General features: G+C 64.9%; 23 protein-coding genes. 16 read left to right on the top strand and 7 right to left on the bottom strand.

Annotated elements, in window-relative coordinates; all coding sequences use genetic code 11:
• The first annotated feature begins 34 nt into the window (after nt 1–34).
• From QK290_RS11005 to holA, 3 genes are all read left to right on the top strand, one after another.
• Nucleotides 35–928 carry a ComEA family DNA-binding protein gene (locus tag QK290_RS11005; RefSeq protein WP_282330698.1) on the top strand — a complete coding sequence of 298 codons (894 nt, stop codon included), beginning with the start codon at nt 35–37 and terminating at the stop codon, nt 926–928.
• Nucleotides 929–1,325: 397 nt separating this feature from the next.
• The gene (locus tag QK290_RS11010; protein WP_282330699.1) at nt 1,326–2,927 is read left to right on the top strand and encodes a ComEC/Rec2 family competence protein; all 1,602 of its coding nucleotides are present in this window, start codon (nt 1,326–1,328) and stop codon (nt 2,925–2,927) included.
• The gene (gene holA / locus QK290_RS11015; RefSeq protein ID WP_282330700.1) at nt 2,861–3,877 is read left to right on the top strand and encodes a DNA polymerase III subunit delta; all 1,017 of its coding nucleotides are present in this window, start codon (nt 2,861–2,863) and stop codon (nt 3,875–3,877) included. The genes QK290_RS11010 and holA overlap by 67 nt, the downstream gene beginning before the upstream one ends.
• A 117-nt stretch (nt 3,878–3,994) precedes the next feature.
• Here the strand turns inward: holA and rpsT are convergent, their stop codons facing one another.
• Both rpsT and QK290_RS11025 read right to left on the bottom strand, forming a co-directional pair.
• Nucleotides 3,995–4,255 carry a 30S ribosomal protein S20 gene (gene rpsT / locus QK290_RS11020; protein WP_056340153.1) on the bottom strand — a complete coding sequence of 87 codons (261 nt, stop codon included), beginning with the start codon at nt 4,253–4,255 and terminating at the stop codon, nt 3,995–3,997.
• A gap of 168 nt (nt 4,256–4,423) precedes the next feature.
• The gene (locus QK290_RS11025; RefSeq protein WP_282330701.1) at nt 4,424–4,930 is read right to left on the bottom strand and encodes a type II toxin-antitoxin system PemK/MazF family toxin; all 507 of its coding nucleotides are present in this window, start codon (nt 4,928–4,930) and stop codon (nt 4,424–4,426) included.
• Nucleotides 4,931–5,093: 163 nt separating this feature from the next.
• On the opposite strand from QK290_RS11025, the gene lepA reads away from it, so the two are divergent.
• Nucleotides 5,094–6,947 carry a translation elongation factor 4 gene (gene lepA / locus QK290_RS11030; RefSeq protein WP_282330702.1) on the top strand — a complete coding sequence of 618 codons (1,854 nt, stop codon included), beginning with the start codon at nt 5,094–5,096 and terminating at the stop codon, nt 6,945–6,947.
• 36 nt (nt 6,948–6,983) lie between these two features.
• The gene (hemW, locus tag QK290_RS11035; protein ID WP_282330703.1) at nt 6,984–8,213 is read left to right on the top strand and encodes a radical SAM family heme chaperone HemW; all 1,230 of its coding nucleotides are present in this window, start codon (nt 6,984–6,986) and stop codon (nt 8,211–8,213) included.
• Nucleotides 8,214–8,225: 12 nt separating this feature from the next.
• Here hemW and QK290_RS11040 read toward each other — a convergent pair whose 3' ends face one another.
• Together QK290_RS11040 and QK290_RS11045 are read right to left on the bottom strand one after the other, a co-directional pair.
• Nucleotides 8,226–8,645, bottom strand: coding sequence for a DUF4870 domain-containing protein (locus QK290_RS11040; protein ID WP_185260611.1), 420 nt, complete (start codon nt 8,643–8,645; stop codon nt 8,226–8,228).
• Nucleotides 8,646–8,774: 129 nt separating this feature from the next.
• Nucleotides 8,775–9,623, bottom strand: coding sequence for a DUF3097 domain-containing protein (locus tag QK290_RS11045; RefSeq protein ID WP_282330704.1), 849 nt, complete (start codon nt 9,621–9,623; stop codon nt 8,775–8,777).
• Between the two features lie 147 nt (nt 9,624–9,770).
• Here QK290_RS11045 and hrcA point away from each other — a divergent pair, with 147 nt between their 5' ends.
• From hrcA to QK290_RS11060, 3 genes are all read left to right on the top strand, one after another.
• Entirely contained in the window at nt 9,771–10,784 is a 1,014-nt protein-coding gene (gene hrcA, locus QK290_RS11050; protein WP_282330705.1) for a heat-inducible transcriptional repressor HrcA, read from the top strand.
• 77 nt (nt 10,785–10,861) lie between these two features.
• A complete protein-coding gene (dnaJ, locus tag QK290_RS11055) occupies nt 10,862–11,989 on the top strand; it encodes a molecular chaperone DnaJ (protein ID WP_282330706.1) in 1,128 nt (375 codons plus the stop codon).
• Between the two features lie 2 nt (nt 11,990–11,991).
• Nucleotides 11,992–12,774, top strand: coding sequence for a 16S rRNA (uracil(1498)-N(3))-methyltransferase (locus QK290_RS11060; protein WP_282330707.1), 783 nt, complete (start codon nt 11,992–11,994; stop codon nt 12,772–12,774).
• 12 nt (nt 12,775–12,786) lie between these two features.
• Here QK290_RS11060 and QK290_RS11065 read toward each other — a convergent pair whose 3' ends face one another.
• Nucleotides 12,787–13,827, bottom strand: coding sequence for a GerMN domain-containing protein (locus tag QK290_RS11065; RefSeq protein ID WP_282330708.1), 1,041 nt, complete (start codon nt 13,825–13,827; stop codon nt 12,787–12,789).
• A 291-nt stretch (nt 13,828–14,118) separates the two neighbouring features.
• On the opposite strand from QK290_RS11065, the gene QK290_RS11070 reads away from it, so the two are divergent.
• The 5 genes from QK290_RS11070 (at nt 14,119) to QK290_RS11090 (ending at nt 19,633) form a co-directional block, all read left to right on the top strand.
• A complete protein-coding gene (locus QK290_RS11070; RefSeq protein ID WP_282330724.1) occupies nt 14,119–15,204 on the top strand; it encodes a PhoH family protein in 1,086 nt (361 codons plus the stop codon).
• Entirely contained in the window at nt 15,201–15,674 is a 474-nt protein-coding gene (gene ybeY / locus QK290_RS11075) for an rRNA maturation RNase YbeY (protein ID WP_282330709.1), read from the top strand. The genes QK290_RS11070 and ybeY overlap by 4 nt, the downstream gene beginning before the upstream one ends.
• Nucleotides 15,671–17,002 carry a hemolysin family protein gene (locus QK290_RS11080; protein WP_282330710.1) on the top strand — a complete coding sequence of 444 codons (1,332 nt, stop codon included), beginning with the start codon at nt 15,671–15,673 and terminating at the stop codon, nt 17,000–17,002. The genes ybeY and QK290_RS11080 overlap by 4 nt, the downstream gene beginning before the upstream one ends.
• Nucleotides 16,986–17,960 carry a GTPase Era gene (era, locus tag QK290_RS11085; protein WP_185260602.1) on the top strand — a complete coding sequence of 325 codons (975 nt, stop codon included), beginning with the start codon at nt 16,986–16,988 and terminating at the stop codon, nt 17,958–17,960. The genes QK290_RS11080 and era overlap by 17 nt, the downstream gene beginning before the upstream one ends.
• 98 nt (nt 17,961–18,058) lie before the next feature.
• Nucleotides 18,059–19,633 (top strand): LCP family protein, encoded by a 1,575-nt coding sequence (locus QK290_RS11090; protein WP_282330711.1) that lies wholly within the window; start codon nt 18,059–18,061, stop codon nt 19,631–19,633.
• A gap of 28 nt (nt 19,634–19,661) precedes the next feature.
• On the opposite strand, the gene QK290_RS11095 is transcribed toward QK290_RS11090, so the two are convergent.
• Nucleotides 19,662–21,614, bottom strand: coding sequence for a M13-type metalloendopeptidase (locus QK290_RS11095; RefSeq protein ID WP_282330712.1), 1,953 nt, complete (start codon nt 21,612–21,614; stop codon nt 19,662–19,664).
• A 255-nt stretch (nt 21,615–21,869) separates the two neighbouring features.
• Between QK290_RS11095 and leuA the strand changes: the two genes are divergently transcribed.
• The 3 genes from leuA (at nt 21,870) to QK290_RS11110 (ending at nt 25,279) form a co-directional block, all read left to right on the top strand.
• Nucleotides 21,870–23,609 (top strand): 2-isopropylmalate synthase, encoded by a 1,740-nt coding sequence (leuA, locus tag QK290_RS11100; protein WP_282330713.1) that lies wholly within the window; start codon nt 21,870–21,872, stop codon nt 23,607–23,609.
• Between the two features lie 84 nt (nt 23,610–23,693).
• Complete coding sequence (recO, locus tag QK290_RS11105) at nt 23,694–24,446, top strand: DNA repair protein RecO (protein ID WP_282330714.1); 753 nt, start codon at nt 23,694–23,696, stop codon at nt 24,444–24,446.
• Nucleotides 24,447–24,448: 2 nt separating this feature from the next.
• Nucleotides 24,449–25,279: an isoprenyl transferase gene (locus QK290_RS11110; RefSeq protein ID WP_282330715.1), complete on the top strand. Its 831-nt coding sequence runs from the start codon at nt 24,449–24,451 to the stop codon at nt 25,277–25,279.
• Here the strand turns inward: QK290_RS11110 and QK290_RS11115 are convergent.
• Nucleotides 25,234–26,244: an alpha/beta hydrolase gene (locus QK290_RS11115; protein ID WP_282330716.1), complete on the bottom strand. Its 1,011-nt coding sequence runs from the start codon at nt 26,242–26,244 to the stop codon at nt 25,234–25,236. The genes QK290_RS11110 and QK290_RS11115 overlap by 46 nt on opposite strands.
• Nucleotides 26,245–26,249: the final 5 nt, after the last annotated feature.

Below are 26,249 nucleotides of genomic sequence, written 5' to 3' on the forward strand. Positions count from 1 at the left end.
TCCCCGGCGGCTATGTATCCCTAGCGTTTGGTGCATGTCACGCCGGGACGCTGGAGCAGCAGCACGCCAGGGGGCCCGGCATGCCCGGGACCGGCTGCGGTCCACGCTCGGAGCCGGCCCGGGGCTACTGCTCACCGACGGCGGCGAAAGGGTGTTTGAGTACGACGGCGCGGCTCACGGTTCCTGTGACGACGCCGCTTCGGGGGCCGCTGATGATTTCCCTGCCGGTACAGAGAGGACGGGACCGTTACTGAGATGGCGGGTGGGCCTGCGGGTCGCTTTGCTCATTGCCGCCATCGCGGTACTTGGCAGCGTCTGGTTCTGGGCTCAGGTTGCCGCCGGTCAGCCCGAAGTCAGGCCACTGAGTGACAGCTCCACCCAGGGCAGCATGCCTGCGGGGGTGGTCAGCCACGGTACCGAGCCACGCGGAGCCGGACAGCCTGAACTGGCGCCGGAAAGTCCACAGGCCGGCACCGTCATCATCCACGTGGCGGGGGCCGTCGCGGTGCCCGGGGTTGTGCAGTTGCCCGCGGGCAGCCGGGTTCACCAGGCAATCGCCGCGGCAGGGGGCGGCACACCCGCCGCAGACCTGAACCGGCTCAACCTTGCTGCCGTGCTGACGGACGGACAAAAGCTCTACGTTCCCCAGGCCGGCGAAGAAATCCCCGCCGGTTCATCCGTCCCACCCGGGGAAGCGGCGGAGGAGCCTGGCAATGGTGGGACCGCGTCAGCAGGAGGAAAGGTCAACCTCAACACGGCAAGCGTCGAAGAGCTGGACGCCCTGCCGAAGGTTGGACCCGTGCTGGCTCAGCGGATCGTGGACTGGCGCAAGGAACATGGCTCCTTCACGTCGGTCGAGGAGCTCGACGCCGTGGACGGAGTGGGCCCCAAAATGCTCGAAACGCTCCTTCCCCTGGTAGGGGTCTGAGGTGGCCGGGCGCAGCCCGTGGAGCCGCTTTGTTGACTCAGCTGTGCAGGGCCAGCGGGCTCCCGGAGCGTTTCCGGCTTCCGCGGGTACGGCCGCTTTGACTTCGCCCTCCGGGGTCCGAGCCGTCGGGCTGAACGTCCGCAGGTTGGGTGAACGCGTCGGGACGAAACTTCGGGGCCAGGAGCCATCGACTTCATCAGCCGATGCGCCGCGTCGGCGCACGGACGTCAGGCTGGCACTGCCCGCCCTCCTCGTCTGGAGTGCCGCCGTCGCCGGCGTCTGGCTTACCCCAGAAACGCTGGTGGGACTCTGCTGCGGGTTGGTGCTATTGGCCACGTGCCTGTTGACCCGGGGCTTGCGAGGCAGGGCGCTGGTGGCAGGCCGGCGGAGCTTTCTGATGACCACCGCGGTTGCCTTGCTGCTGGCCGCGACCGCCGCTGCCCATTCGGCCGTCTCCTCCTCACAACGCCACGACGGGCCGTTTGCCGAAGCTGTCGCGACCGGGAACTCGGTGGTGGCCATCCTGGAAGTCACCGGATCCCCGCGTGCCTTGACCGTCCCGGGAACTTCGGGGCCGCCTGCACGGTGGTCGGTGACGGCGCAGACAGAGGAGATTACCGTCAGCAGCCAGGTCATCCGCACCCGTGCCCCAGTGGTGGTCATGGGCGGCAAGGGCTGGGGAGACTTGGTGCCCGGGCAGGTGGTCCGGACGGCCGGCAAGCTGGAGCCACCGGACGCAGGCCAGCAGGAAACCGCTGTCCTGTCGGCTTCCCTGCCACCCCGTGCCGGTTCCGGGACCGTCAGCAGCGCCGCAGTCGACGATGCCGATGCCCCGGTCTGGCAGCTCGTTGCGAAGGACCTGCGCGTCCGGTACGTCTTCGCGGCGTCCTTCCTTGCCGCCGATCCGGCTGGTCTTCTCCCGGGTATGGTCACCGGAGATACCAGCGCCCTCGACGAAGGGCTCAATGCGGCGATGAAAACTGTGGGCATGACCCACCTGACCGCGGTCAGCGGAGCCAACTGCAGCCTGGTCCTGGGTGCGCTGCTGATCGCTGCACGCAGCCTTCGCCTGCCCCGGCTCCCGGCGGCAGGGCTGGCTTTGACCGGGCTGGGATTGTTTGTGGTGCTGGTGGGCCCGGATGCCAGCGTGCTGCGCGCTGCGTTGATGGGTTCAATCGCAGTTGCGTCGTTGGCAGGGGGTCGTATGGGCCGCGGACTCAGTTTCCTCTGCCTCGCTGTGATGGGTCTGTTGTTGATCGATCCCGGTCTCGGTACCAGCTTTGGCTTTCTGTTGTCTGTGCTCGCGACTCTGGGCATCATCGTTTTGGGACGGCGGATGATTGAGTGGACTCCGGCGGTGATTCCGCGCTGGGCGGCTGCGGCTTGGGCCGTCCCGCTGTCCGCGCAGTTGCTGTGCGGTCCGGTGATTGTGCTTCTGCAGCCCCAGTTCTCGACGTATTCACTGCTTGCGAACCTGATGGCTGCCCCGCTGGTGGCGCCGGTGACGTTGCTGGGAACGGCCGCTGTCCCGCTGGTGGTTGCCGCACCGTGGCTGGCCATAGTGCTGATCGCGGTGGCCGGGACTTTCAGTGCCGGGGTGGCTGGGACCGCACGGTTCACGGCCGGGTTGCCGGGGGCTGCGCTGCCCTGGCCCGAAGGACCATTCGGACTCCTGACCATGGTGCTGCTCTCCGGGCTGACGTTTGCCATTGTGTGGCTATCCGTCAGGCCGCGGCAGGTGTTCCGGGGGGTCCGGGTACTGCACGCCCGAACCGAATCCGTGTTGGACCTATTGGAACGGCATCTGGGGGCCGCGGTGTCCCGGTGTCGGCCAGGCCGACGTTGGCCATGCCATCGTGCCCCCGGCTTGGCGGCTGCGGCCCAGCGTGGCAGGCTTAGACACCGCACCAGAATTTCCGGGAGGAATCCACCATGGCCGCAGCCCAGACCACTCGAACCAGGACTCCGGCGTCCAACACGGCCACCTGGCGGGACGTGACGCCAGCCGAAATCGTCCTCGTGGGCGGACCGGAGGAATACCTCGGCATCCGGGCCATGGACCATCTCCGCGCCCAGGTGCGAACGGCGTTCCCTGACGTGGAGGTCAGCCGCCTCGCAGCCGGCGCCTACGAAGCCGGAACCCTCGCGATGAATGTCAGCCCCTCACTCTTCGGTGAGCGCAAGCTGATCGAAGTCGAAGGGGTAGAAGGCATGAACGATGCTTTCCTGGCCGACGCGCTGACCTACCTGTCCCGCCCGGAACCGGACGCGGTGCTCGTCCTGCGCCACGCCGGGGGAGTCCGGGGCAAGAAGCTCCTCGATGCTATCAAAGCGGGCGGTTGGCCGGTGGTGGACTGCCAGCCCCTGAAGAAAGACGCGGATAAGGCAACTTTCGTGTCGACTGAATTCAGGGCAGCCGGACGCAAGATCAGCTCCGACGCCGTACAGACGCTGGTGAACGCCGTTGGTGCCAACCTTTCGGAACTCGCGGCGGCGTGCAGCCAGCTGATCGCGGATGCCACGGGGGCAGTGACCCCGGACATGGTGGACCGCTACTACGGCGGCCGGATTGAGGCTTCGGCGTTCAAGGTCGCGGACGCTGCGATGGCAGGAAACGGGCCAGTAGCTCTCTCCATCCTTCGCCACGCGCTTGCCACCGGAGCCGATCCGGTTCCGCTGGTGGCGGCGCTGGCGGCCAAGCTGCGGACGGTGGCTAAAGTTGCCGGCGCCCAGGGGTCCCCGGCGCAGATCGCCCGGGACTTGGGCATGCAGCCGTGGCTCGTGGAGCAGGCTCAGCGCGATGTGCGCCGGTGGACCCCGGAAGGCCTGGTCCGCTCCATCCAGGCGACCGCCGAGGCCGATGCACAGGTCAAAGGTCTTTCGCGTGATCCCGTCTATGCCGTTGAACATGCCGTGACCGTCATTGCAACCTCTGTGCGCGGACACTGATTCCAGTTGACTGCGGCTGCGTACGTAACGCTGACGTAGCGGCTGGTAACTTAAAGATGTGTGGCCGGCACCCATCGGGTGCCGGCCACAATCATCAGTTCAGGTGAACTGGAAACCTTACAGCGCGTTGACCTTCTTGGAGATGGCCGACTTGCGGTTTGCTGCGTTGTTCTTGTGCAGAACACCCTTGCTGACAGCCTTGTCCAGCTTACGGCCGGCAACAAGCAGAGCAGCGGCAGCTGCATCCTTGTCGGTGGACTCAACGGCGGTGTTGACGGCGCGGATGGCCGTCTTCAGCTCAGACTTGACTGCGTTGTTGCGCAGGCGGGCCTTCTCGTTGGTAAGGATGCGCTTCTTCTGGGACTTGATATTAGCCACGTGTGAACTCTCTTTTTAATGCGGAAATGGTCTAGAGGGCTTTCAGATTGGCCATTGACTGAGCGGCGTGGGGATACCTATGGCGACCAACCATGAGTGGCCGTCGACCTGCACGGACACACAGCTATACAGAGTAGCAGACCCCCCGCAGACTGGCCATTTGGCGGGTTACTTCCAGCCGTGTCGGCGCCGGATGCCTGCGGCCACCAGGTCGAAGCGTTTCCGGTCCAGGACAGCACCTTCGCGCCGGATGGCGTCCGGTCTGATCTGCAGGATCCGTCCCAGGTTGGCCTCGCTGGGCCGCCGCTGGCGGTCCCAGCTGCCGGTCCCGATGTCCACGTAGTCTCCGGAACCGTTGCCGGTATGGTCGTGGTCCTTGCTGGTGAGCATCACTCCCAGCAAGTACCGGCCGCTCGTGCCTACCAGCAGAACAGGGCGGTCTTTGCCCCGGCTGTGGTCCTCTTCGTACGGTACCCAGGTCCACACGATCTCGCCGGGGTCGGGACTGCCGTCGGGCTGCGGGGCGTACCGTATGGCAGCCGTGCCGCCAAAGTCGCCAGGATAGATGGCGGGCGTGTCCGTTCCCACAAGTTGGGTTGGGCCGGGACGAAGGTTCTGCAGGACCCTGACGGAGATCCGGACGGCATTGGCCAAGGAGCGGAGGTTGAAAGTCATGGGCCAACACTATCGCCGGGCCCCCCGGGGCCGGTTTGACCTGGATGCAATACGATGCGCCCGGACGTGGGAGACTGGAGGTTCCAAATGTGCGGTCCAGCCGCAGGATGCCTTCGGTGCGTCCTGGCGGCGGTCGCACGAATGTCAACAGTAAGGACCCTGCGTGTCTCCCATGGCCCGCACCGCCCCGGTGCCCGCCGCGACTGATCCGGCCATCATTCGGAATTTCTGCATCATCGCGCACATTGACCACGGTAAATCCACCCTGGCTGACCGCATGCTGCAGTTCACCGGGGTGGTTAAGTCCCGCGACATGAAGGCCCAGTACCTGGATCGAATGGACATTGAGCGCGAACGCGGCATCACCATCAAGTCCCAAGCGGTCCGCATGCCCTGGGAGCTCGATGGGACCAGCTATGCCCTGAACATGATCGATACGCCCGGTCACGTGGACTTCACCTACGAGGTGTCCCGTTCGTTGGCCGCCTGCGAAGGGGCCGTTCTGCTCGTTGACGCGGCGCAGGGCATCGAGGCGCAGACTCTCGCGAACCTCTACCTGGCCATGGAAAACAACCTCACCATCATCCCGGTGCTGAACAAGATAGACCTCCCGGCAGCCCAGCCCGAGAAGTACGCGGCCGAACTGGCCAGCCTGATCGGCGGCGACCCCGACGACGTGCTCCGCGTTTCCGGCAAGACCGGTATGGGCGTCGAGGTCCTGCTGGACAAGATCGTCCGCGACCTGCCGGCCCCTGTGGGGGACCCGACCGCCCCAGCGCGTGCCATGATTTTCGACTCCGTCTACGATACCTACCGCGGTGTGGTCACCTACGTCCGTGTGGTTGACGGCATGCTGCACCCCCGTGAACGTATCCAGATGATGTCCACCCGGGCCACCCACGAACTCCTGGAAATCGGGGTGAGTTCCCCGGAGCCCACCCCTTCCAAAGGCCTCGGCGTGGGCGAAGTGGGCTACCTCATCACCGGGGTGAAGGACGTCCGCCTGTCCAAAGTGGGCGACACCGTCACCAACCTGGCCAAGCCTGCCACTGCCTCCCTTCCCGGCTACGCCGATGCCAAGCCGATGGTCTTCTCAGGCCTGTATCCGCTGGACGGCACGGACTATCCGGTGCTCCGCGATGCGCTGGAGAAACTGATGCTTAACGACGCCGCACTGGTCTATGAGCCGGAAACGTCCGCCGCGCTGGGATTCGGCTTCCGGGTGGGCTTCCTCGGCCTGCTCCACCTGGAAATCACCAGGGAGCGGCTCGAACGAGAATACAATCTGGACCTGATCTCCACTGCCCCCAACGTGGAGTACGAGGTAACGCTGGAGGACAAGAAGGTGGTCCACGTGACCAACCCCAGCGAATATCCCTCCGGCAAGATCGCCGAGGTCCGCGAGCCGATGGTGGCCGCCACCATCCTTGCTCCGAATGAGTTCGTGGGCGCCATCATGGAACTTTGCCAGAGCCGCCGCGGTGTTATCGGCGGCATGGACTACCTGTCCGAGGACAGGGTCGAAATCCGGTACCGGTTGCCGCTCGCTGAGATCGTGTTCGATTTCTTTGACATCCTCAAATCCAAGACCCGGGGCTACGGCTCGCTCGACTGGAAGGCTGACGGCGAGCAGGTGGCCGACCTGGTCAAGGTGGACATCATGCTCCAGGGCGAACAGGTGGATGCCTTCTCCGCCATCACACACCGCGAGAAGGCTTATGCCTACGGTGTGATGATGACCGGCAAATTGCGCGAGCTTATTCCCCGCCAGCAGTTCGAAGTACCCATCCAGGCTGCCATCGGCTCCAGGATCATCGCCCGGGAAAGCATCCGCGCCATCCGCAAGGACGTTCTGGCCAAGTGCTACGGCGGCGACATTTCCCGTAAGCGCAAGCTGCTGGAGAAGCAGAAGGAAGGCAAAAAGCGCATGAAGATGGTGGGCCGTGTTGAGGTTCCCCAGGAAGCCTTTATCGCTGCGTTGACCACTGACGAGTCCAAGGACAAGGCCAAGAAGTAGTGATCACAGTGGCCGGCAACACCGGAGGCCCCTGCAATGCCTAGCATCCTTCCGCTCGGCGACCCGGCGCCGTCGGACGGTCTGCTGCCCGCCCAGGCAGTGGACGGTGCGGCAAACCGGGCCTTCGGACTGTACGTGCATATCCCGTTCTGCGCGGTGCGCTGCGGATATTGCGACTTCAACACCTACACGGCCACCGAGCTGGGCGGCGGAGCGTCGCAGGACGCCTACGCCAGCACGGCTGTGTCCGAAGTCGACTTGGCGGCCACCGCCCTGCGGGACTCGGGTCTGCCGGACCGGCCGCTGAGTACAGTCTTCTTCGGCGGTGGCACCCCTACGCTGCTCCCCGCGGAAGACCTCGCCCGGATCCTGACTGCCGCCGTCGGGCACTGGGGCCTGGAACCCGGCGCCGAAGTGACCACCGAAGCAAACCCGGACTCGGTCACCCCTGCATCACTGCAGGTGCTGGCCGACGCTGGTTTCACCCGGGTGTCCTTTGGCATGCAGTCCGCGGTTCCTCATGTCCTAAAGGTCCTGGACCGCACGCACACGCCCAGCCGTGTGCCGCAGGTGGTCCAGTGGGCTCGGGACGCCGGACTGGCCGTGAGCCTGGATCTTATCTACGGGACGCCGGGGGAGTCCCTGGCGGACTGGCGGTTCTCCCTGGAGACGGCGCTGTCCTATCAGCCTGACCACATCAGTGCCTACGCGCTGATCGTGGAGGACGGCACCAAGCTGGCCGCCCAGATCCGCCGTGGTGAAGTCCCTGGAATCGACGACGACGACCACGCCGACAAGTACGAACTCGCCGACCAACTGATCGGCGCAGCGGGCCTCAGCTGGTATGAGGTCAGCAACTGGTCCCGGACGCCGGAGCAGGCATGCCGGCATAACCTGGCGTACTGGCGGGGGGACGACTGGTGGGGCATCGGACCCGGTGCACACTCACACGTCGGCGGAGTGCGGTGGTGGAACGTCAAGCACCCCACGGCCTACGCCGGACGGCTCGCGCAGGGGCTGTCACCGGCCGCCGGGCGCGAAACGCTCGACGCCGAAACCCGTGATGTGGAGCGCGTGATGCTTGAGGCCCGGCTCGTGTCGGGGCTGGCAACGTCAACGTTGGGCGAACACGGCCGGCATTCCGTGGCCGGGCTCATCGCGGACGGCCTGGTGGAGCCGCCGGCAGCCTTCCACGGCACGCTGGTTCTGACCCTGAAGGGGCGCCTGCTGGCCGACGCCGTGGTCCGCAGGATCCTGCCGGACTAACAGTGGTGGGGACTACTTGATCCAGCGCAGGTTGTACTGGTAGCGGTGCGGCTGGCCCTTGTTGACATGGATGCCTGCGGCCACCGAGAAGCAGGTCAGGGCAATCCAGATCAGGGTGGCGATGACAGCGAAGATGTTTCCCACCACCGGAATAAACACCAGGACATTGGCCACCAGCGCAGCAATGGTGGGCGGCAGGCTGAAGTTCAGTGCTTCCTTGGATTCCTGGGCGGTAAACGGCCCGCGCTCACGGAAAATCAGGTAGATCAGCAGGGACGGAACACAGCCGAGAATCCCGCCGAAGTGCGCCAGCGTGGCCCACTGGCGGTCTTCGCTGGCCGTCAGCGGCAGCGCATTTGCCGGAACGCCCTGGTACTCGGAACGGCCTTGGCCGCCGTGGTCGTCCCGGTGCTCGCGTGCGTTTTGTGCCACGGTTTTCTTCCTTCGAAAGTGCAATGGTGCTGGGTTGGAGAGTGCCGGACTGAAAGCAACTGCAGCGCCCGCAGTACCAAGAATACTGGTTCGGCCACCAAATGCCGCCGCGCGGAGCCGGATCCGGGGTTAAGGCGCTGTCAGGAAGTCGATGACTTCCTCCACCCGCCCGAGCAGTGATGCCTCCAGGTCCGCATAGCTGCGGACTGCGCCCAGCAGCCTTTGCCAGCCAAGCCCGATATCTTCCTTCGTGGAGTGCGGCCAGCCGAACGCTGCCAGGATGCCGGTCTTCCAGTCCTGCCCGCGGGGCACCACCGGCCATTCTTCGATGCCCAGTACAGCGGGCCGGATGGCCTGCCACACGTCAACGTAAGGGTGCCCGACGATCAGGACATTCCCCGCCGCGCCGGGGGAGGCCATCACGGCAGCCGCGATGCGCCACTCCTTCGAGTCCGGCACCAGGTGGTCCACCAGGACCCCCAGCCGGCGGCCGGGACCGGGACCGAACGCGGCCACCGCCCCGGCGAGGTCATCAATGCCATGCAAAGGTTCGACGACGATGCCCTCAACGCGGAGATCGTCACCCCAGACCTTCTCCACCAGTTCGGCGTCGTGCTTTCCTTCCACCCAGATTCTGCTCGCCTTGGCCACCTGGGCCCGCTGGCCGGCCACGCGGACTGAGCCGGACGCCGTCCGGCCGGCCACCACGGGGGCGGCCTGCCTGGGCGCCGGGGGAACGAGTCGGATGGGCTGCCCCTCCAGGAGGAACCCGAAGCCGAGCCGGAAGGACCGGGACTTGCCTCGCCGGTCTTCGAGGGCCACCACATGCATGCCGCCGGACTTCTCCACCCGGGTCACCGCTCCCACCCAGCCGGACTGGACATCTTCAAGGACCATGCCGCGCGCCACGGGAACTTCAGGAAGTTCGCTCCTGACGGGCGCTGTGATCTCCTGCGGACCCCAGTTCTGGTATTGCATGGATTGATTCCGCCTCGCCGCTAGATCCTGGCCCGGAATTTCGCCCGGAGCGGTACCAATGCTAACAACGGAGTGACTCATATTAGACTGTTAGCACTTAGGCATGTCGAGTGCTAACCCCGCAGCGATCACGGATGGAGGTGGAGTATGAGCGAGCCGCGCAAACTCGAAGTACTGCGCGCCATCGTGGAGGACTATGTGCACTCCCGCGAGCCAGTGGGTTCCAAAGCGCTCGTGGAACGCCACCACCTCGGCGTGTCCAGCGCCACTATCCGCAACGACATGGCGGCTTTGGAAGACGACGGCCTGATCACCGCCCCGCACACGAGCGCAGGACGGATCCCCACAGACAAAGGCTACCGGCTGTTTGTGGACCAGATTTCAGCGGTAAAGCCGCTTTCCCAGGCGGAACGGCGGGCAATCCAGGCGCTGCTGGAGGGTGCAGACGATCTGGATGACGTCCTGGACAGAACCGTCAGGATGCTGTCGCAGCTGACCAACCAGGTCGCCGTCGTGCAGTATCCGCATCTGAGCCGCGCCACCATCCGCCACATCGAATTCGTCCTGCTTGCGCCGCGGCAGGTACTCGTGGTCCTCATCGCCACCACCGGCAAGGTAGAGCAGCGTGTGATCGACGTAGGCCAGGACCTTGGCGACGACGCCGTCGCGGCGTTGCGGGCACACTTCCTCGGATCCCTCGTGGGCATCTCGCTGAGCCGACTGGCGCCCTCGCTGCCGGGGGTCGTTTCGTCCGTCAGCCCGGGCCAGCGTGCGGCGGCCCAGGCGTTGGCCCACGGGCTGGAAACGCTCGCCCACAACACCCGCGAGGAACGCATGGTCATGGCCGGAACAGCGAACCTCGCCCGCTCCAATGTGGATTTTCCGCTCAGTATCGGACCAGTCCTCGAAGCCCTCGAGGAGCAGGTTGTCCTGCTGCGCCTCCTAAGCGACATGGCGCAGGATCCGAGGGGAGTGGCAGTCAGTATTGGGCGTGAAAACCCGTACGACGGGCTCGCGGAAGCCTCCGTGGTGGCCACGGGCTACGGACCGGACAGCACCGCCAAGATCGGTGTGCTGGGCCCCACCCGGATGGATTATCCCACCACCATGGCCGCCGTCAGGGCAGTAGCCCGTTACCTTTCAAGAATTCTGGGTCCGTAACAGTACTACGGTCCAGGCACGAAGAGCAGTGCCGGCAGCCCGCCTGCCGGCAGTACAACAAGGAAGAGATACGAACTTTGAGCAGCCACTACGACGTCCTCGGAGTCTCGCCGGAAGCCACCGGGGAAGAGATCAAGAAGGCCTACCGCAAGCTGGCCCGCACTCTTCACCCGGATGTAAACCCCGGGGATGATGCTTCGGACCGCTTCAAGGCCGTGACCCACGCCTACGAGGTACTTTCGGACCCGCAGAAGCGCCGGATCTATGACACCACCGGCAACGAGAACGGCACCGACAACGGTTTCGGCGGCGGCGGATACTCCGGCCAGGGCTTCGCGTTCCAGGATATCTTCGACACGTTCTTCGGCGCGGGCGGCTCCTCCGGCCCCGCGTCCCGGGTCCGCCGCGGCCAGGACGCACTAATCAGTGTCCGGATCGAACTGCGGGATGCCGTGTTCGGCGTCAACCGGAAACTCGAAGTGGACACCGCGGTCACTTGCCCCACCTGCGACGGGTCATGCTGCCGCGAAGGCAGCCACCCTGTCCGCTGTGACATCTGCGGCGGCAGCGGCCAGGTCCAGCGCGCGGTGCGCTCCATCCTGGGCCAGGTCATGACGGCGGCCCCCTGCGGCAGCTGCGACGGTTTCGGGACGGTCATCAAGGACCCCTGCAACGAATGCAGCGGCCAAGGCCGCATCCGCAGCCGGCGGTCCCTCACCATCAAGGTGCCCGCCGGAGTTGCCACAGGCACCCGGATCCAGCTCTCCGGGCAAGGCGAAGCAGGCCCGGCCGGAGGACCATCCGGGGACCTCTACGTGGAACTACGGGTCAACAACGACGCCACCTACGCCCGCGACGGCGACGACCTGCACGCAACGCTGCACATTCCGATGACAGCCGCCGCCCTGGGCACCGAACTGTCACTGGAAACCTTTGACGGGCTGCAGGAGATCGACGTCAAGGCAGGCACGCAGTCAGGGGAAATCATCACGCTCCGAGGGCTCGGCGTGACGCACCTGCGCGGTTACGGCCGCGGGGACCTGATGGTCCATCTGCAGGTTGAGACGCCGGCCAAGCTGGATGCGGCGCAGGAGGACCTCCTGCGGCAGCTGGCGAAGCTTCGGGGCGAGCAGTTCACGGAAGGCAAACTGGCAGCCAGCGGCGGCGTCTTTGCCAAGCTGCGGGACCGTTTCGGTAACCTGTAGCGGTGAGCAATCCCGTTTTCTTCAGCGCTGCCGGGTCGCTGGACGAGCTGGTGCCCGGTGCCCGATTTGTCCTCCAAGGGCCGGAGGCACGCCACGCCGTGACTGTGAAACGGCTATCTCCTGGAGAGGCCGTGGACATTGCTGACGGCACCGGAAAACGGCTGACGGGAACTGTTGTCTCGGCGTCGGCTGCAGAGCTTACCGTGGAATGCTCCGCCGTCTCCGTGGAGGACCGGCACGACATCCGGCTCGTGCTGGTGCAGGCCCTCGCCAAGGGAGACCGCGACGAACTGGCCGTGGAAACGGCAACCGAACTCGGGATCGATGCCGTAATTCCCTGGCAGTCCGAGCGCTCAATCGTCCGCTGGAAGGGCGAGCGTGCGGCCAAGGCCCACGCAAAATGGCAGTCCGTGGTCACGGCGGCCGCCAAGCAGGCACGCCGCGCCTGGATCCCCGAGGTGCGCGCCGCCGTCGAAACGCCAGGCCTTGCAGCGGCAGTGGCGGCAGCGGATCTGGCCGTAATCCTGCACGAAGACGCGGTCCGGCCGCTCCGGTCTGTCCTGGAATCATGGCAGGGCGCCCAGGCTGACGCCCGACCCCTCGAAATACTGCTCATCGTTGGCCCGGAAGGCGGAATCAGTCCTCGCGAAGTGACCCGGCTTTGCGACGCCGGGGCCGTGACGGCCCTCCTGGGCCACCACGTCCTCAGGTCATCCACGGCCGGACCGGCAGCGGTTGTCCTAGCGAGCGATGTCCTGGGACGCTGGACAGCCCCGGTATCCTGAGGCCGCCTGCTGCTACCGGACGTCGAAGTTCCGAGTGTCCACATTCAGCTCCTGGTTGCTGCCTGCCGTCTCCACCTGCGAAACACGGAGCTCATAGTTCCCGGCGGACAGGCTCAGCGCCAGCGTGAACACTCCGGCCTGGGCCGCTTCGGCCGCTGCAGTGGTCTCCCCAGTAAGGTAGGGCGTCTTGTTCCCGTTCGCTTCGGCCCGCAGGATCTGCCAGCGAAGCTTACCGCCCGGAACCGTGCTGCGGCCGGTGATCTTGACGCTTCCGCCTGCCAGGTCCGTCCCTTCCTGCGGATCGATGATCCAAACGGGCGCCACCATTCCGGCAGCCCGGGACATTGGGTCGCCAAGCTGGACGTGGTTGAAGGCAACGTAGTCGGTGTGGCTATCCACCAGGATCCTGACCTGGATCTGCTGGCCGGAATCAATCAGGCCGGAACTCGCGGCCGCTGCCGTAGCGGTAAAGACCAGCTGCTGAATGGCGCGGCCGGCCATGTCAGCGTCGAGATTGCTGTTAAAGGCATCCTCCGAGACGTCGACGGTAATGACGTTCTTGCCGGAGATGGAGGAGGCAAGTTTCTCCGGATCCTGCCAGGGCGTGAAGAAATCCGGGTCCAGCGGCTTTTCCGACATCATGGCCCGAAGGGCACGTGTCACAGGATTCTCCTGCTCCGGCACGTCCCGGAACTCCCGGTACAGGAACACGTTGTTATTGCTTCGGCCAATCCAGTAGACGGGCGCCTTGTTGGAAGACTGTGTGGTCTCCAGAGGCGCGCTGGTGGAGGGCGCCCCGGGTGAGCCGGTGGCGGCCTGGTTGGAATTTGCCGTCAGGTTAGGCTCCGGGCTGGGGTCCGCGATGCAACCGGTGAGAAGGAGAAATGCTGGCAGCAGACCCAGGAGGCGTTGCGGACGGAAACGCGGTGCGGCGCGTCTGGCAGTGAGGGCGATCGCGGTTTCCGGCACTCTCGTGGCCTGTCCTTTCCCGGCTGTGAAATGGTGGGCCTGGGCCCCGTGAGCCGGTCCCCGGACGGCTGTGATTTCCAGCATGGCATAGCCGGTTCTGCCAAAAGGACCGAAACCCGGCTGCCGGCCCAACTGCAACGGGAACGATATGAGCCTGATATGAAGTTGATACCTAAAGACGCCAGCCGTCCCGCAGCACGCCCGTGGCGGGCTCCCTTCCCGGCGACTGCCGGGCGCTGCCGGGAGGTGCCTCCTGGCGTAAGATGGAAGGACTCCGCTGGCTCCCGCGTGCTCGGCAACAGCCCCGCCCACGCAGCAGCCGGCGGCACTTTAAGTTTCGAACTGGAGGAGACCCCGGGCCTGCGGGCCAGCACCATGACTGAATCAGCGAACGGAAAGCGCCGGCTCAATACCGACCGCGCCGCCGGAGAATTCCCCCATTCACTTCCCGGTGTCCGGACGGAGGTGGTTCTCTTTGACAACTCCGACCAGATGGTCCAATCGCTCGGCAGCCATGACGAGGCCTTGCGTTACATCGAAGAGCAGTTCCCGTCGGTCAATTTCCACGTCCGTGGAAACGAACTGTCCATCAGTGGCCCCGCCAACGAAGTTCCGCGCATTATGCGGCTCCTGCACGAAGTGCGCGGCCTCGTGGCCCGCGGCACCGTCATAAGCCCCGCGGTGCTGCACCAGCTCGTAGCGCTGCTGCGCAGCCAGTCATTGCAGAACCCTGTGGATGTCCTCACCCATGACATCCTCTCCAGCCGGGGGAAGACCATCCGGCCCAAAACCCTGAACCAGAAGAACTACGTGGACGCGATTGACGCGAACACCGTGATTTTCGGGATTGGCCCTGCAGGCACGGGTAAGACGTACCTCGCGATGGCCAAGGCTGTCCAGGCCCTGCAGCAGAAGGAAGTCAGCCGAATCATCCTGACCAGGCCCGCGGTCGAGGCCGGCGAACGGCTGGGATTCCTGCCGGGCACACTGAGCGACAAGATCGATCCCTACCTGCGCCCGCTGTACGACGCGCTGCACGACATGATGGACCCCGAGTCCATCCCGCGGCTGATGGCGGCGGGAACCATCGAAGTGGCGCCGCTGGCCTACATGCGCGGGCGCACGCTCAATGACGCCTTCATCATTCTGGACGAAGCACAGAACACCACACCGGAACAGATGAAGATGTTTCTGACGCGCTTGGGCTTCGGATCCAAAATGGTGGTCACCGGCGACGTCACCCAGGTGGACCTTCCCTTTGGTACCCGGTCGGGCCTGCGGATAGTAGAGGAGATCCTGCAGGGAATCGAGGACGTGAACTTCACCGTTCTGGACTCCACTGACGTGGTCCGCCACCGCCTTGTGGGTGACATCGTGCGTGCCTACAGTCTCTGGGACGACGTCCAGCGGAGCAAAGTCAAACACTCGGTGAGCCGGGAAAAGCGGGGGGAAAACGCGTGAGCATTGAGGTTAACAACGAATCCGGCATCCAGGTTGATGAAGCCGCGCTCGTGGCACTGTCCCGGTACGTTTTCGAGCAGTTGTTTATCCACCCGCAGGCTGAACTCTCCATTCTCCTGGTGGATGAACCAGCCATGGAAAAGCTCCACATCGAACTCATGGACGAGCCCGGATCCACCGATGTGCTCTCGGTTCCCATGGACGAACTGACTCCCGGTACGCCGGACCGGCCCACTCCACAAGGGATGCTGGGTGACATTGCCGTGTGCCCCCAGGTGGCGCAGGTGCAGGCAGTCAACGCCAGGCATTCCCTGCAGGATGAGATGCTGCTGCTGACCACCCACGGAATCCTCCACCTGCTCGGCTATGACCACGCAGAGCCCGAGGAAAAGGAAGAGATGTTCGGCCTCCAGCGCCAGCTGCTTTCCGGCTTCACCGGCAAAGAAGCACCCGCCGAGACCACGCAGTGACGCCTCTGCTCCTTGTCGGCATGGCCCTGGCGTTCCTCAGCACCGCAGCAGTCCTGACCGCAGCCGAGGCCGCGTTCACATTTCTTTCCCGGCATGACGCGGAAGACGCGCTGCTGAAAAGCCGCGGAAACGCCATGCAGCGCATCCTGGCCCAGCCGGTGGCCCACATCCGGGCCTTGAGGTTCTGGCGGGTCTGGTTCGAGATGGCTTCAGCCGTGGCGGTGGCTGTGCTGCTCCACAGCCTGCTGGACAACGTCTGGCTGGCCGGGCTTGCCGCAACCGGGATCATGGCCTTGCTCGGCTTCGTCATCGTGGGAGTTTCCCCGCGGCAGATCGGCAGGCTCCATTCGGCCGCTGTGGTCCGGTATACGGCGTCGCTGATCAGGTTCCTGACGTGGATCCTCGGTCCCATTCCCGGGTGGCTTGTGGCACTGGGCAGTGCCGTCGCTCCCGGCGCCCCTGCCGGTGATGACGCGTTCTTCAGCGAACAGGAATTCCGCGAGCTCGTGGACCGGGCCTCTGAATCGGACATGATCGAAGACACCGAAGCGGAAATGATCCAATCAGTCTTTGACTTCGGCGATACCCTGGTGCGCGCCGTAATGGTGCCCAGAACCGATATCCTCAGCATCGACGCCGGTTCCAGTCTCAGACGGGCCATGTCGATGTTCCTGCGGTCGGGCTACTCGCGGATCCCCGTGATCCGCGACAACACGGACCAGATCCTCGGAATTGTCTACCTCAAGGACGTTGCGGCGACGCTTCATGAGCTGGGGCCCGACGACGAGCCACCCCCGGTCGAAACCTTGGCCCGCGAGGTGCGGTACGTCCCGGAGTCCAAGCCGGTCAGCGACCTCCTCCGGGAGCTGCAGAAGGAGTCTACACACGTGGCCATCGTGATCGACGAATACGGTGGCACGGCCGGCCTTGTCACCCTCGAAGACCTCATCGAGGAAATCGTCGGCGAAATCGTGGACGAATATGACACAGAAAGCGCCGAGGCCGTGGCCCTGGGCAGTGGTTCGTACCGCGTGAGCGCCCGGATGAGCATCGATGACCTCGGAGAACTGTTCGACATAGAGCTCGAAGACGAGGAAGTTGACACCGTGGGCGGGCTGCTGGCCAAGGCACTGGGCCGCGTTCCCATTGTGGGCAGCCACGTGGAGGTGGATGGCATCTCGCTGCTCGCCGAACGGCTCGAGGGCCGCCGCAACCGCGTCAGCCACATCATTGCCGCAGCAGCACCAAAGACAAACACTGACCTTGAAGACGTCCTCGACGAGGCGGAAGCAACCCAGCAGGGAGTTCCACGTGAGCAAGAAAAATAGTCGTCCGGCCAGCCCGGATTCAGCCGCAACAGAGTTCGGCGGATACAGGGCGGGCTTTGCGGTCCTCGTGGGGCGGCCGAACGCGGGAAAATCAACCCTGACGAACGCCCTGGTGGGCCAGAAGGTGGCGATCACTTCCGCCAAGCCGCAGACCACGCGGCACACCATCCGAGGGATCGTGCACCGCGATGACGCCCAGTTGATCCTGGTTGATACGCCTGGCCTGCACCGCCCCCGTACCCTGCTGGGAAAACGGTTGAACGAACTCGTCGCCGACACGCTCGCCGAGGTCGACGCGATCGGCTTCTGCCTTCCCGCCAACGAGAAGATCGGCCCGGGCGACAAATACATCGCCGCGCAGCTCGCAGCCATCGGCAACAAGCCGGTCATCGCGGTCGTCACCAAGGCGGACACGGTGGACCGGCAGGCGCTCACGGAGCAGTTGCTCGCCGTCGCCGCATTGGGCAGGGATGTCATAGGCGAGGACGGCTGGAAAGACATCGTGCCCGTTTCCGCCACCGACGGGTTCCAGGTCGACACCCTCGCAGACGTCCTGATCAGCCACATGCCAGCATCGCCGCCCCTGTATCCGGATGGCCACCTGACGGACGAACCCGAAGCTGTGATGATCGCGGAACTCATCCGGGAAGCGGCCCTCGAAGGTGTAAGGGACGAACTGCCCCACTCACTGGCGGTCGTCGTTGATGAGATTGTTCCGCGTGAAGGCCGGCCCGAAGACAGGCCCTTCCTCGACGTCCGGGTCAACCTTTATGTGGAGCGTCCGTCGCAGAAGGCCATCATCATCGGCAAAGGCGGCGCACGTCTCCGCGAAGTCGGTACCACCGCCCGCAAGGGGATCGAGGCGCTGCTCGGCGCCCGTATCTACCTTGACCTGCATGTGAAGGTGGCAAAGGACTGGCAGCGTGACCCTAAGCAGCTGGTCAAGCTGGGTTTCTGACGCGGCCCATACACCATGCCCCGGCCGGTCGTCGGGAAGTTCCCAGACTGGGCGACTAAAATAGGCCGGGTTCAATTTTTTCGAGGAAGGTACCACACATGGGGCGAGGCCGCGACAATCGCGAGTACGGAGCTGACGCGTCAGCCGGGACCGGTCCTGTCTCCCGCCACGCTGATGCCACAGCCGTCGGCGTTGCCCGGCATCTCGGCTCCCGCAGCCGGATGCGGGCGTGGCTGAAGGTGACTACCGCAGTGGTGACCATCCTGGTGGTCGGCGGTCTTGGTTTTGCCGGGTATTGGTATTTTCGACTTCAGTCCAACATCACGACTTCGCCGCTGAACGCCGGTGGCACCGGGAACCCCGAGGCAGACAAATCGGAGCGGATGCAGATCCTGATCCTGGGCTCGGATACCAGGGACGGCGCAAACGCGGAGTACGGCTCTGCGGACGACTCAACCGGGTACGGCAAGTCCGACGTTATGATGCTGATGGACGTCTCGGCCGACAACAAACGCGTCAGCGTCATCAGCTTCCCCCGGGACCTGCTGGTCGATATTCCGGAGTGCACCGACCAGAAGACCAAACGGACGTATCCTGCCCGCAGCGGTGTCATGATCAACGAGGCCATGAATGAAGCAGGAATCGGCTGCGCCGTAGACACGGTCAACAAACTGACTGGCCTGGAGATCGATCACTTCATGATGGCGGACTTTACCGCCGTGAAGGAACTTTCCAACACGGTGGGCGGCGTTGACGTGTGCATCAGTGACGCGGTCTACGATCCGGACTCCCGGCTGCGCCTGCCGAAGGGCACGTCCTCGGTCAAGGGCGAAATGGCCCTTGCCTTCCTGCGGACCAGGCACGCCTTCGCCGACGGCGGCGATCTCGGCCGGATCAGGGCACAGCAGGGATTCCTGTCCTCCCTTACGCGCAAGATCAAGGACGACGGCACACTGTCCGACCCCTCTAAAATGCTGAACATTGCCGATGTTGTGACGAAGAACCTCACCGTGGATGAGGGGCTGGCCTCCGTGCCGTCGCTCGTGAGTATTGGTAGCCGGCTGAAGGACATCGACATCAGCAAGGTGGCGTTTGTGGCCGTGCCCAACGCACCGGCAACCACGGACATCAACCGCCTGCAGATTGCGGAGCCCGCAGGGTCACAGCTGTTTGCGGCACTCCGCGAAGACGTGGACCTCACGGATCCAACAGCTCCCACCACTCCTACCTCGGCGCCGACAGAAACGACAGCCCCGCCCACAGAAACAGCCCCGGCTGTGCCGCCGTATGACAAGGCGCTGCAGCCAGTCACCGTGGCCAACGGCAGCGGCATCCCGGGACGCGCCGAGGAAATCGTGCAGGCCTTGATCACCGGCGGTTTCACCCAATCCGGGCCACTGCAAGCCGCACCTGTCGCGCAGAGCGTTGTCTACTACGGTACTGAATTCGCCGACGTCGCAGCCGATGTGGCTGCGCTGCTCGGGATCCCGGCCGTCCAGGTCCAGCCGGCACCCCGCGTCGCGGGAGTCCAGGTCTACCTTGGAACTGACTTCAGCACCGGGGCAACCTACAGCGCCGGCGCGGGCACCGCCCTGCCAGAGGACATCGTCAACCAGACGGCCGGCGATACAGTGTGCCAGCAGGCCAACCCGGTGCTGATCGTCCAGGGCTGACGGCAGAACCCAGCAGACACCGGGAAGATTACCAGATGCTGACGCGGGCTTCCGGGGGCATCCACATGCCGTCGTGCTCGGTCACGCCAAAGGCCTCGTGGAAGGCGTCCAGGTTCCGGGCGATGGCGTTGGTTCTGAACTCGTTGGGGGAGTGGGGATCCGTGGCGAGCCTCCTGATGGCCTCTTCAGACCGGATCACCTGCCGCCAGCCGGCCGCCCAGGACGCGAAGAACCGCTGCTGCCCCGTTAGCCCGTCCAGCACCTCGGGTTCCCTGCCATCGAGGCTGAGGAGATAAGCCTTGTAGGCAATGGTCAGGCCACCGAGGTCGCCGATGTTTTCCCCGAGGGTTAGCTTGCCGTTGACGTTGTGCGCTGGCGCGGCATACGGCGACAACGCGTCGAACTGTGCCACCAGCTTCGCCGTGAGCTCCTCAAAGGCCGTCCTGTCATCCTCGGTCCACCAGTTCCGCAGCGCGCCGCCGCCGTCGAACTGCGACCCCTGGTCATCAAAACCGTGGCCGATCTCGTGGCCGATCACCGCTCCAATGCCACCGTAATTAACGGCGTCGTCGGCGTCGGCTGTGAAGAACGGTGGCTGCAGGATAGCGGCCGGGAAGACGATCTCGTTGAGCATCGGATGGTAGTACGCGTTGACCGTCTGCGGTGTCATGAGCCACTTGTTAAGGTCCACCGGTTTGCCCACCTCATCCAGGTGGCGGTCGACGTCGGCATTGTGGGCCCGCTCAACATTCCCCAAAAGGTCCAGCGGGTCGATTTCCACCGCGGAGTAATCGATCCACTTGTCGGGGTAGCCGATCTTGGCGCGGAAAGCCTCCAGCTTCCGCAGCGCCTCAGCCTTGGTATCCGCACCCATCCACGCAAGGCCTGTGATGGACTGCCGGTAGGCCTCGATCAGGTTGGCCACCAGGGTCTGCATGCGGGCTTTGTGGGTTTCGGGGAAGTGCTTCGAGACGTAGATCTGCCCAACGGCCTCACCGAGTGCGGCTTCGACGACGGCGACAGCCCGCTTCCAGCGGTCCTTGTTCCGGGGCGTGCCGCTGATGGTTGTTCCGTAGAAGGCAAAATTGGCATCCACGAACTCGGAGGACAGGTAGGGCGCCGCACCGTTGACAATGCGCAGGGCCAGCCACTCCTGCCACACGGAGAGCGGTTCGGACTCCAGCAGGCCGGCGGCCCCACTGAAGAAGTCCGGTGTGCTTACTACGATCTCGTTGCGCTTGTCGGCGTCGATCCCGGCAGCTTCGAACCAGGTGTTAAGGAGCGGGAACAGGGTGGCCGCTTCCTCAGCGGACTTGAGGTTATAGGTCTTCTGCGGGTCGCGCAGGGTGACGTTGTCCCAGTGGTGGGATGCGAGGCTGGTTTCGAGGGCAACGACGCGTGCGGCCGCAGGCTCCGGATCGGCCACCCCTGCCAGCGTGAACATGGTCCGGACATGCTCGCCATAGGCCTTGACCATGGGGGCGAACTTTTCTTCCCGGTAGTAGGACTCGTCCGGCAGTCCGAGGCCGCCCTGGCCGGTATAGAGCAGGATGCGGTCCGGGTTGCCCGCGTCCGGAGCCGGGTAGATGTAGAAGAGCCCGGAAACGTCTGACCGGAACAGGCGCCCGGCCAAGGCCACAAGGTCGGCAACCGTGGTGGTGGCGAACACGTCGGCCAGGCGACCGCCGATGGGCTCCATACCCTTGGCCTCCACGGTGGCTTCGTCCATAAAGCTGTTGTAGAGCTCGCCCACCTTCCGTTCTATCCCGCTGGCGGCCTCACCTTTGGCGGCTGCTTCCTCGATGATGTCCCGGACCGCGATTTCCGCTCCGTCACGCAGTGCGGTGAATGTTCCCTCGAGTGGCCGGTCATCCGGAATTTCCGTGGCCTTGAGCCAGGACCCGTTCACGTGCTGGTACAGGTCGTCCTGCGGCCTGACGGTGTGGTCAATGTTGGACAGATCGATCCCCGAGATGGGCACAAAAGCTCCTTCGTGTGACGTGCCGCGGCCGGCGCTGGCACCGGCGCGGCGTCTGCATGTTGGACGATAAGGACGGTGGCGCCCTCTCATCTTACGCACGCGTGCTACCCTCAAATGGTGCGCGCAGAACTGCTCCTTCTTAGCTGCCGCGGCGAGGCCTCAGACGCGATCTAGCGCAAGGCCCATCCTCGTCGCGGAGTTTGTGTTGCCCGGCCACCCTTTCAGATTTGAACCACAGAAAAGGCCCCGATAGTAATGCGAAACGCACAGAAGCCCTCCGGAATGCCCGTCCACCGCTACACGCCGTTCCAGGATCTGATCACCGTTGAACTGCCTGACCGCACGTGGCCGGACAAGGTCATCACCAAAGCCCCGCGCTGGTGCGCCGTGGACCTGCGTGACGGCAACCAGGCGCTGATCGACCCGATGAGCCCTGCCCGCAAGATGAAGATGTTCGATCTGCTGGTCCGCATGGGTTACAAGGAAATTGAAGTCGGCTTCCCGTCTGCTTCGCAGACCGATTTCGACTTTGTCCGCCAGCTCATCGTCGGAAACCACATCCCGGACGACGTCACGATCCAGGTCCTCACCCAGGCACGCGAGCACCTGATCGAACGGACCTATGAGTCCTTGGTCGGCGCTAAGCAGGCGATTGTCCACCTGTACAACTCAACGTCCGTCCTGCAGCGCCGCGTGGTGTTCAACCAGGACCAGGACGGCATTCTGGACATCGCACTCCAGGGCGCCCGGCTGTGCAAGAAGTACGAGGAAACCCTCGTCGACACGCATATCACCTATGAATACTCGCCGGAGTCGTTCACCGGAACCGAACTGGACTATGCCGTCCGGGTCTGCAACGCCATCGCCGACGTCTTCGAAGCATCCGCCGACAGCCAGGTCATCATCAACCTGCCCGCCACGGTGGAAATGGCCACTCCGAACGTTTACGCCGATTCCATTGAGTGGATGAGCCGGAACCTGCACCCGCGCGAAGGCATCATCCTGTCCCTGCACCCGCACAATGACCGGGGCACCGGCGTGGCCGCCGCCGAGCTGGGGTACCTGGCCGGCGCGGACCGGATCGAGGGCTGCCTGTTCGGCAACGGCGAGCGGACCGGCAACGTGGACCTCGTCACCCTGGGCCTGAACATGTTCGTGCAGGGCATCGATCCCATGATCGATTTCTCCGACATCGACGAGATCCGGCGCACGGTGGAGTACTGCAACCAGCTCCCCGTCGCAGAGCGTTCCCCCTACGGCGGCGACCTCGTGTTTACCGCATTCTCAGGCTCGCACCAGGACGCCATCAAGAAGGGCTTCGAGGCGCTCGAGAAGGATGCTGCCGCCGCGGGCAAGGACGTTGCGGACTTCACCTGGCAGGTTCCGTACCTGCCCGTTGACCCCAAGGACCTGGGCCGCAGCTACGAGGCCGTCATCCGTGTCAACTCGCAGTCCGGCAAGGGTGGCGTGGCCTACCTGCTCAAGAACGAACACAGCCTGGACCTGCCGCGCCGCGCACAGATGGAATTCTCGGGCGTCATTCAGAAGAAGACCGATACCGTGGGCGGCGAAGTCAGCGGCGCCCAGTTGTGGCAGCATTTCCAGGATGAGTACCTGCCCTCCGGCCAGACGGACGGCCAGTGGGGCCGTTACTCGCTCGGTTCGGTCAGCACCGAAACAGATGACGACGGCGGGATGACCCTGCACGCCTCGCTCACCGTTGACGGCGTCCAGGCCCGTCGCACGGGCGCCGGAAACGGGCCCATCGCCGCGCTGTTGAGCATCCTGCGCGAGGACGGCGTGGATGTCCGGGTGCTGGACTACAGCGAGCATGCCCTTTCCGAAGGCGGCAGCGCCATGGCCGCAGCCTACGTCGAGTGCGCCGTGGGGGAGCGGGTCCTGTGGGGTGTCGGAATCGATGCCAACACCAGCATGTCCTCGCTCAAGGCCGTCATTTCCGCGGTCAACCGGGCCATCCGGGATTCCCGCGCCTGATTCGGAATGCGTTGCGCGCCGGGAATCACGGCGCGCAACGCACCGGCATCGCCGGCTTTCCGGAACTCAGTGCGAAGATTAACCGTGGTCCAACAATCCTTTGCTGCCCGGTCTTACCGGGATGACGCCGTGGTGCTCCGTACCCACAAGCTGGGAGAAGCCGACCGCATCATCACCCTGCTGACCAAGCACCACGGCCAGATCCGCGCCGTCGCCAAGGGAGTACGGCGGACCAGCAGCAAGTTTGGGGCGCGGCTGGAGCCCTTTATGGTTGCAGACCTGCAGCTCGTCTCCGGAAAGACACTGGACATCGTCACCCAGGCGGTTGCCAAGGGCGGCTACGGCAGCAACATCGCCGCAGACTATGGCCGTTACACCGTGGCCGCTGCCATGACTGAAACTGCGGAGAAACTGACGGATGTAGACGGCGAAGCCGGCACCGCCCAGTACAACTTGCTGGTGGGTGCGCTGGCCTCGCTGAGCCGGGCCGAACATGCGCCCGGACTGATTCTCGATTCCTATCTCCTGCGCGCTCTCGCCACCGGCGGCTGGGCGCCGAGTTTCACCAACTGTGCCCGCTGCGGCCGGCCCGGCCCCCATACGGCGTTTTCAGCTCCCCTCGGCGGCATGGTCTGCGCCGACTGCAGGCCACCGGGTTCGCCTGCGCCGGCGGCAGAGACCGTCGTGCTGCTGGGTGCCTTGCTGACGGGGGACTGGACGACGGCGGACGGTTCGCAGGTGCCGCACCGCCGGGAGGCTGCGGGACTGGTGGCCGTATACCTGCAATGGCACCTTGAACGTGTCCTGAAATCCCTCAAACATGTGGAGCGTGGCTGACAGTGGCCTTGGGAAAAAAGATGAGTCCTTCGCGGCAACGGACCACCCCTGCGGTGGCACCGTATCCGCACCCTTCAGGCGCGGTTGCCCCGGCGATTCCCGCCGAATTCGTCCCCCGCCATGTCGCTATTGTGATGGACGGAAACGGCCGTTGGGCCAACCAGCGGGGCCTGCCGCGGATCGAGGGTCACAAGGCGGGCGAGCCTGCCCTCCTGGATGTCGTGGCGGGCGCCATCGAATTGGGCATCGAGTTCGTGAGCGTCTATGCATTCTCCACCGAAAACTGGCGCCGCTCACCGGAGGAGGTCCGCTTCCTGATGGGTTTTAACAAGGACGTGCTACGAAGGCAGCGAAACCAGCTGGACGAGTGGGGTGTCCGCGTGCGGTGGTCCGGCCGGCGTCCCAGGCTGTGGGGCTCGGTGATCCGCGAACTTGAAGAGGCCGAGGAATTTACCGCGGGCAACAGCACCTGCACGTTGACCATGTGTGTTAATTACGGCGGCCGGGCGGAAATCACAGACGCAGTATCGGCCATAGCAGCCGAGGTTGCCGCAGGCCGGCTCAAGCCCGGTGCCATCACCGAGAAAACCATCCAGAAGTTCCTCGACGAGCCGGACCTGCCGGACGTGGACCTGTTCCTGCGGAGCTCGGGGGAGCAGCGGCTCTCCAACTTCCTGCTGTGGCAGTCGGCGTACGCTGAGTTCGTCTTTATGGACACGCTGTGGCCCGACGTCGACCGGCGGACCCTGTGGGACGCCGTCGAAATCTACGCCCAGCGGGACCGGCGCTACGGCGGCGCCGTGGACGCCTCGCCCGGTTCAGCCGTACCGTAACCCCGGAGCCAGCGGGCGAGCCGCGCATAGGCGTCGGCCCGCACTTTGGCAGGGGAGAGGAAAACGTCGTGGAGCGCGCCGTCGATCCGTTCCACCGTGACGCTGCCCCCCAGTGTCAGGGCGCGGAGGGCGATGATGTTGACGTCCAGTACCGCGTCGGTGCGCCGCATTTCCTCGGACCAGAACGGCCCGGTGGCGCTGCCCCGGGAAAGCAGCACCAGGATGGGTATGTCGATGTCCAGGCCACGGGCCACCTTGGTGTGGCCGGCCAGGATGGCGCTGAGCCAGCCCGCGCGGAGCGGAAACGCCATGGGCGGCCGGAACCTGTCGTCAAGCGGCCACTCGCCGTCGGCTGAACTGCTGATGGTCCGCCAATAGAACCCCCGCTCGGGCAGGCGCAAAACAGCCTCCGGCCGGAAACGCGCCACGGGCCCCACCATCGTGGACGCAGCACGGCGCACCAGCGAGCTGCCGTGCATCTCCAGCCATGGACTGTTCAGGACCAGCTGGGAGGCTGCTCCGGGGTGCTTGCTGACAAAGAGGGCGGCCACCAGGCCGCCGGTGGAGTGGCCCATCAGCGTAAGGGAGATCCCGGCCTCCACCTCCGGGGGGTGCGCGTCGGCCCGGATGATGGCGATGGCCGCCTCGATCTCGGCGTCATAGTCCGCCAGGTTCGCCACGTAGCCGCCCGGCGTTTCCGGGCGCAGGCTGCGGCCGTGGTTGTGCATGTCCAGGGCGTAGAACTCGTAGCCCCGGCCCGTCCAGAACCGGGCGAGGTCCACATTGAAGAAGTAGTCGCTCCAACCATGGAGGAACAGCACGGTCCGTCGCCGGCCGGTGGCCGCCGGTTCGTTCGCCGGACGGAAGCGCACCAGCGTGGCGGTGCGCTGGACGCCGTCGTCGCCCCCGGCCTCGAAGGTGCAGGCTTCGAAGCCAGCACCGAGGATATCTGGCTGCCACCTCATGGCTT

The organism is Pseudarthrobacter sp. AL07 (assembly GCF_029960665.1).
In the GTDB taxonomy this organism is placed as follows: domain Bacteria; phylum Actinomycetota; class Actinomycetes; order Actinomycetales; family Micrococcaceae; genus Arthrobacter.

What these genes read in the sequence shown, in the direction of transcription:
- QK290_RS11005 (WP_282330698.1), top strand. Translation starts at nt 35, where the DNA reads ATGTCACGCCGGGACGCTGGAGCAGCAGCACGCCAGGGGGCCCGGCAT.
- holA (WP_282330700.1), top strand. Translation starts at nt 2,861, where the DNA reads ATGGCCGCAGCCCAGACCACTCGAACCAGGACTCCGGCGTCCAACACG.
- QK290_RS11010 (WP_282330699.1), top strand. Translation starts at nt 1,326, where the DNA reads ATGACCACCGCGGTTGCCTTGCTGCTGGCCGCGACCGCCGCTGCCCAT.
- leuA (WP_282330713.1), top strand. Translation starts at nt 21,870, where the DNA reads ATGCGAAACGCACAGAAGCCCTCCGGAATGCCCGTCCACCGCTACACG.
- QK290_RS11115 (WP_282330716.1), bottom strand. Translation starts at nt 26,244, where the DNA reads ATGAGGTGGCAGCCAGATATCCTCGGTGCTGGCTTCGAAGCCTGCACC.
- QK290_RS11090 (WP_282330711.1), top strand. Translation starts at nt 18,059, where the DNA reads ATGGGGCGAGGCCGCGACAATCGCGAGTACGGAGCTGACGCGTCAGCC.
- QK290_RS11045 (WP_282330704.1), bottom strand. Translation starts at nt 9,623, where the DNA reads ATGCAATACCAGAACTGGGGTCCGCAGGAGATCACAGCGCCCGTCAGG.
- QK290_RS11065 (WP_282330708.1), bottom strand. Translation starts at nt 13,827, where the DNA reads ATGCTGGAAATCACAGCCGTCCGGGGACCGGCTCACGGGGCCCAGGCC.
- hemW (WP_282330703.1), top strand. Translation starts at nt 6,984, where the DNA reads ATGCCTAGCATCCTTCCGCTCGGCGACCCGGCGCCGTCGGACGGTCTG.
- QK290_RS11025 (WP_282330701.1), bottom strand. Translation starts at nt 4,930, where the DNA reads ATGACTTTCAACCTCCGCTCCTTGGCCAATGCCGTCCGGATCTCCGTC.
- QK290_RS11070 (WP_282330724.1), top strand. Translation starts at nt 14,119, where the DNA reads ATGACTGAATCAGCGAACGGAAAGCGCCGGCTCAATACCGACCGCGCC.
- hrcA (WP_282330705.1), top strand. Translation starts at nt 9,771, where the DNA reads ATGAGCGAGCCGCGCAAACTCGAAGTACTGCGCGCCATCGTGGAGGAC.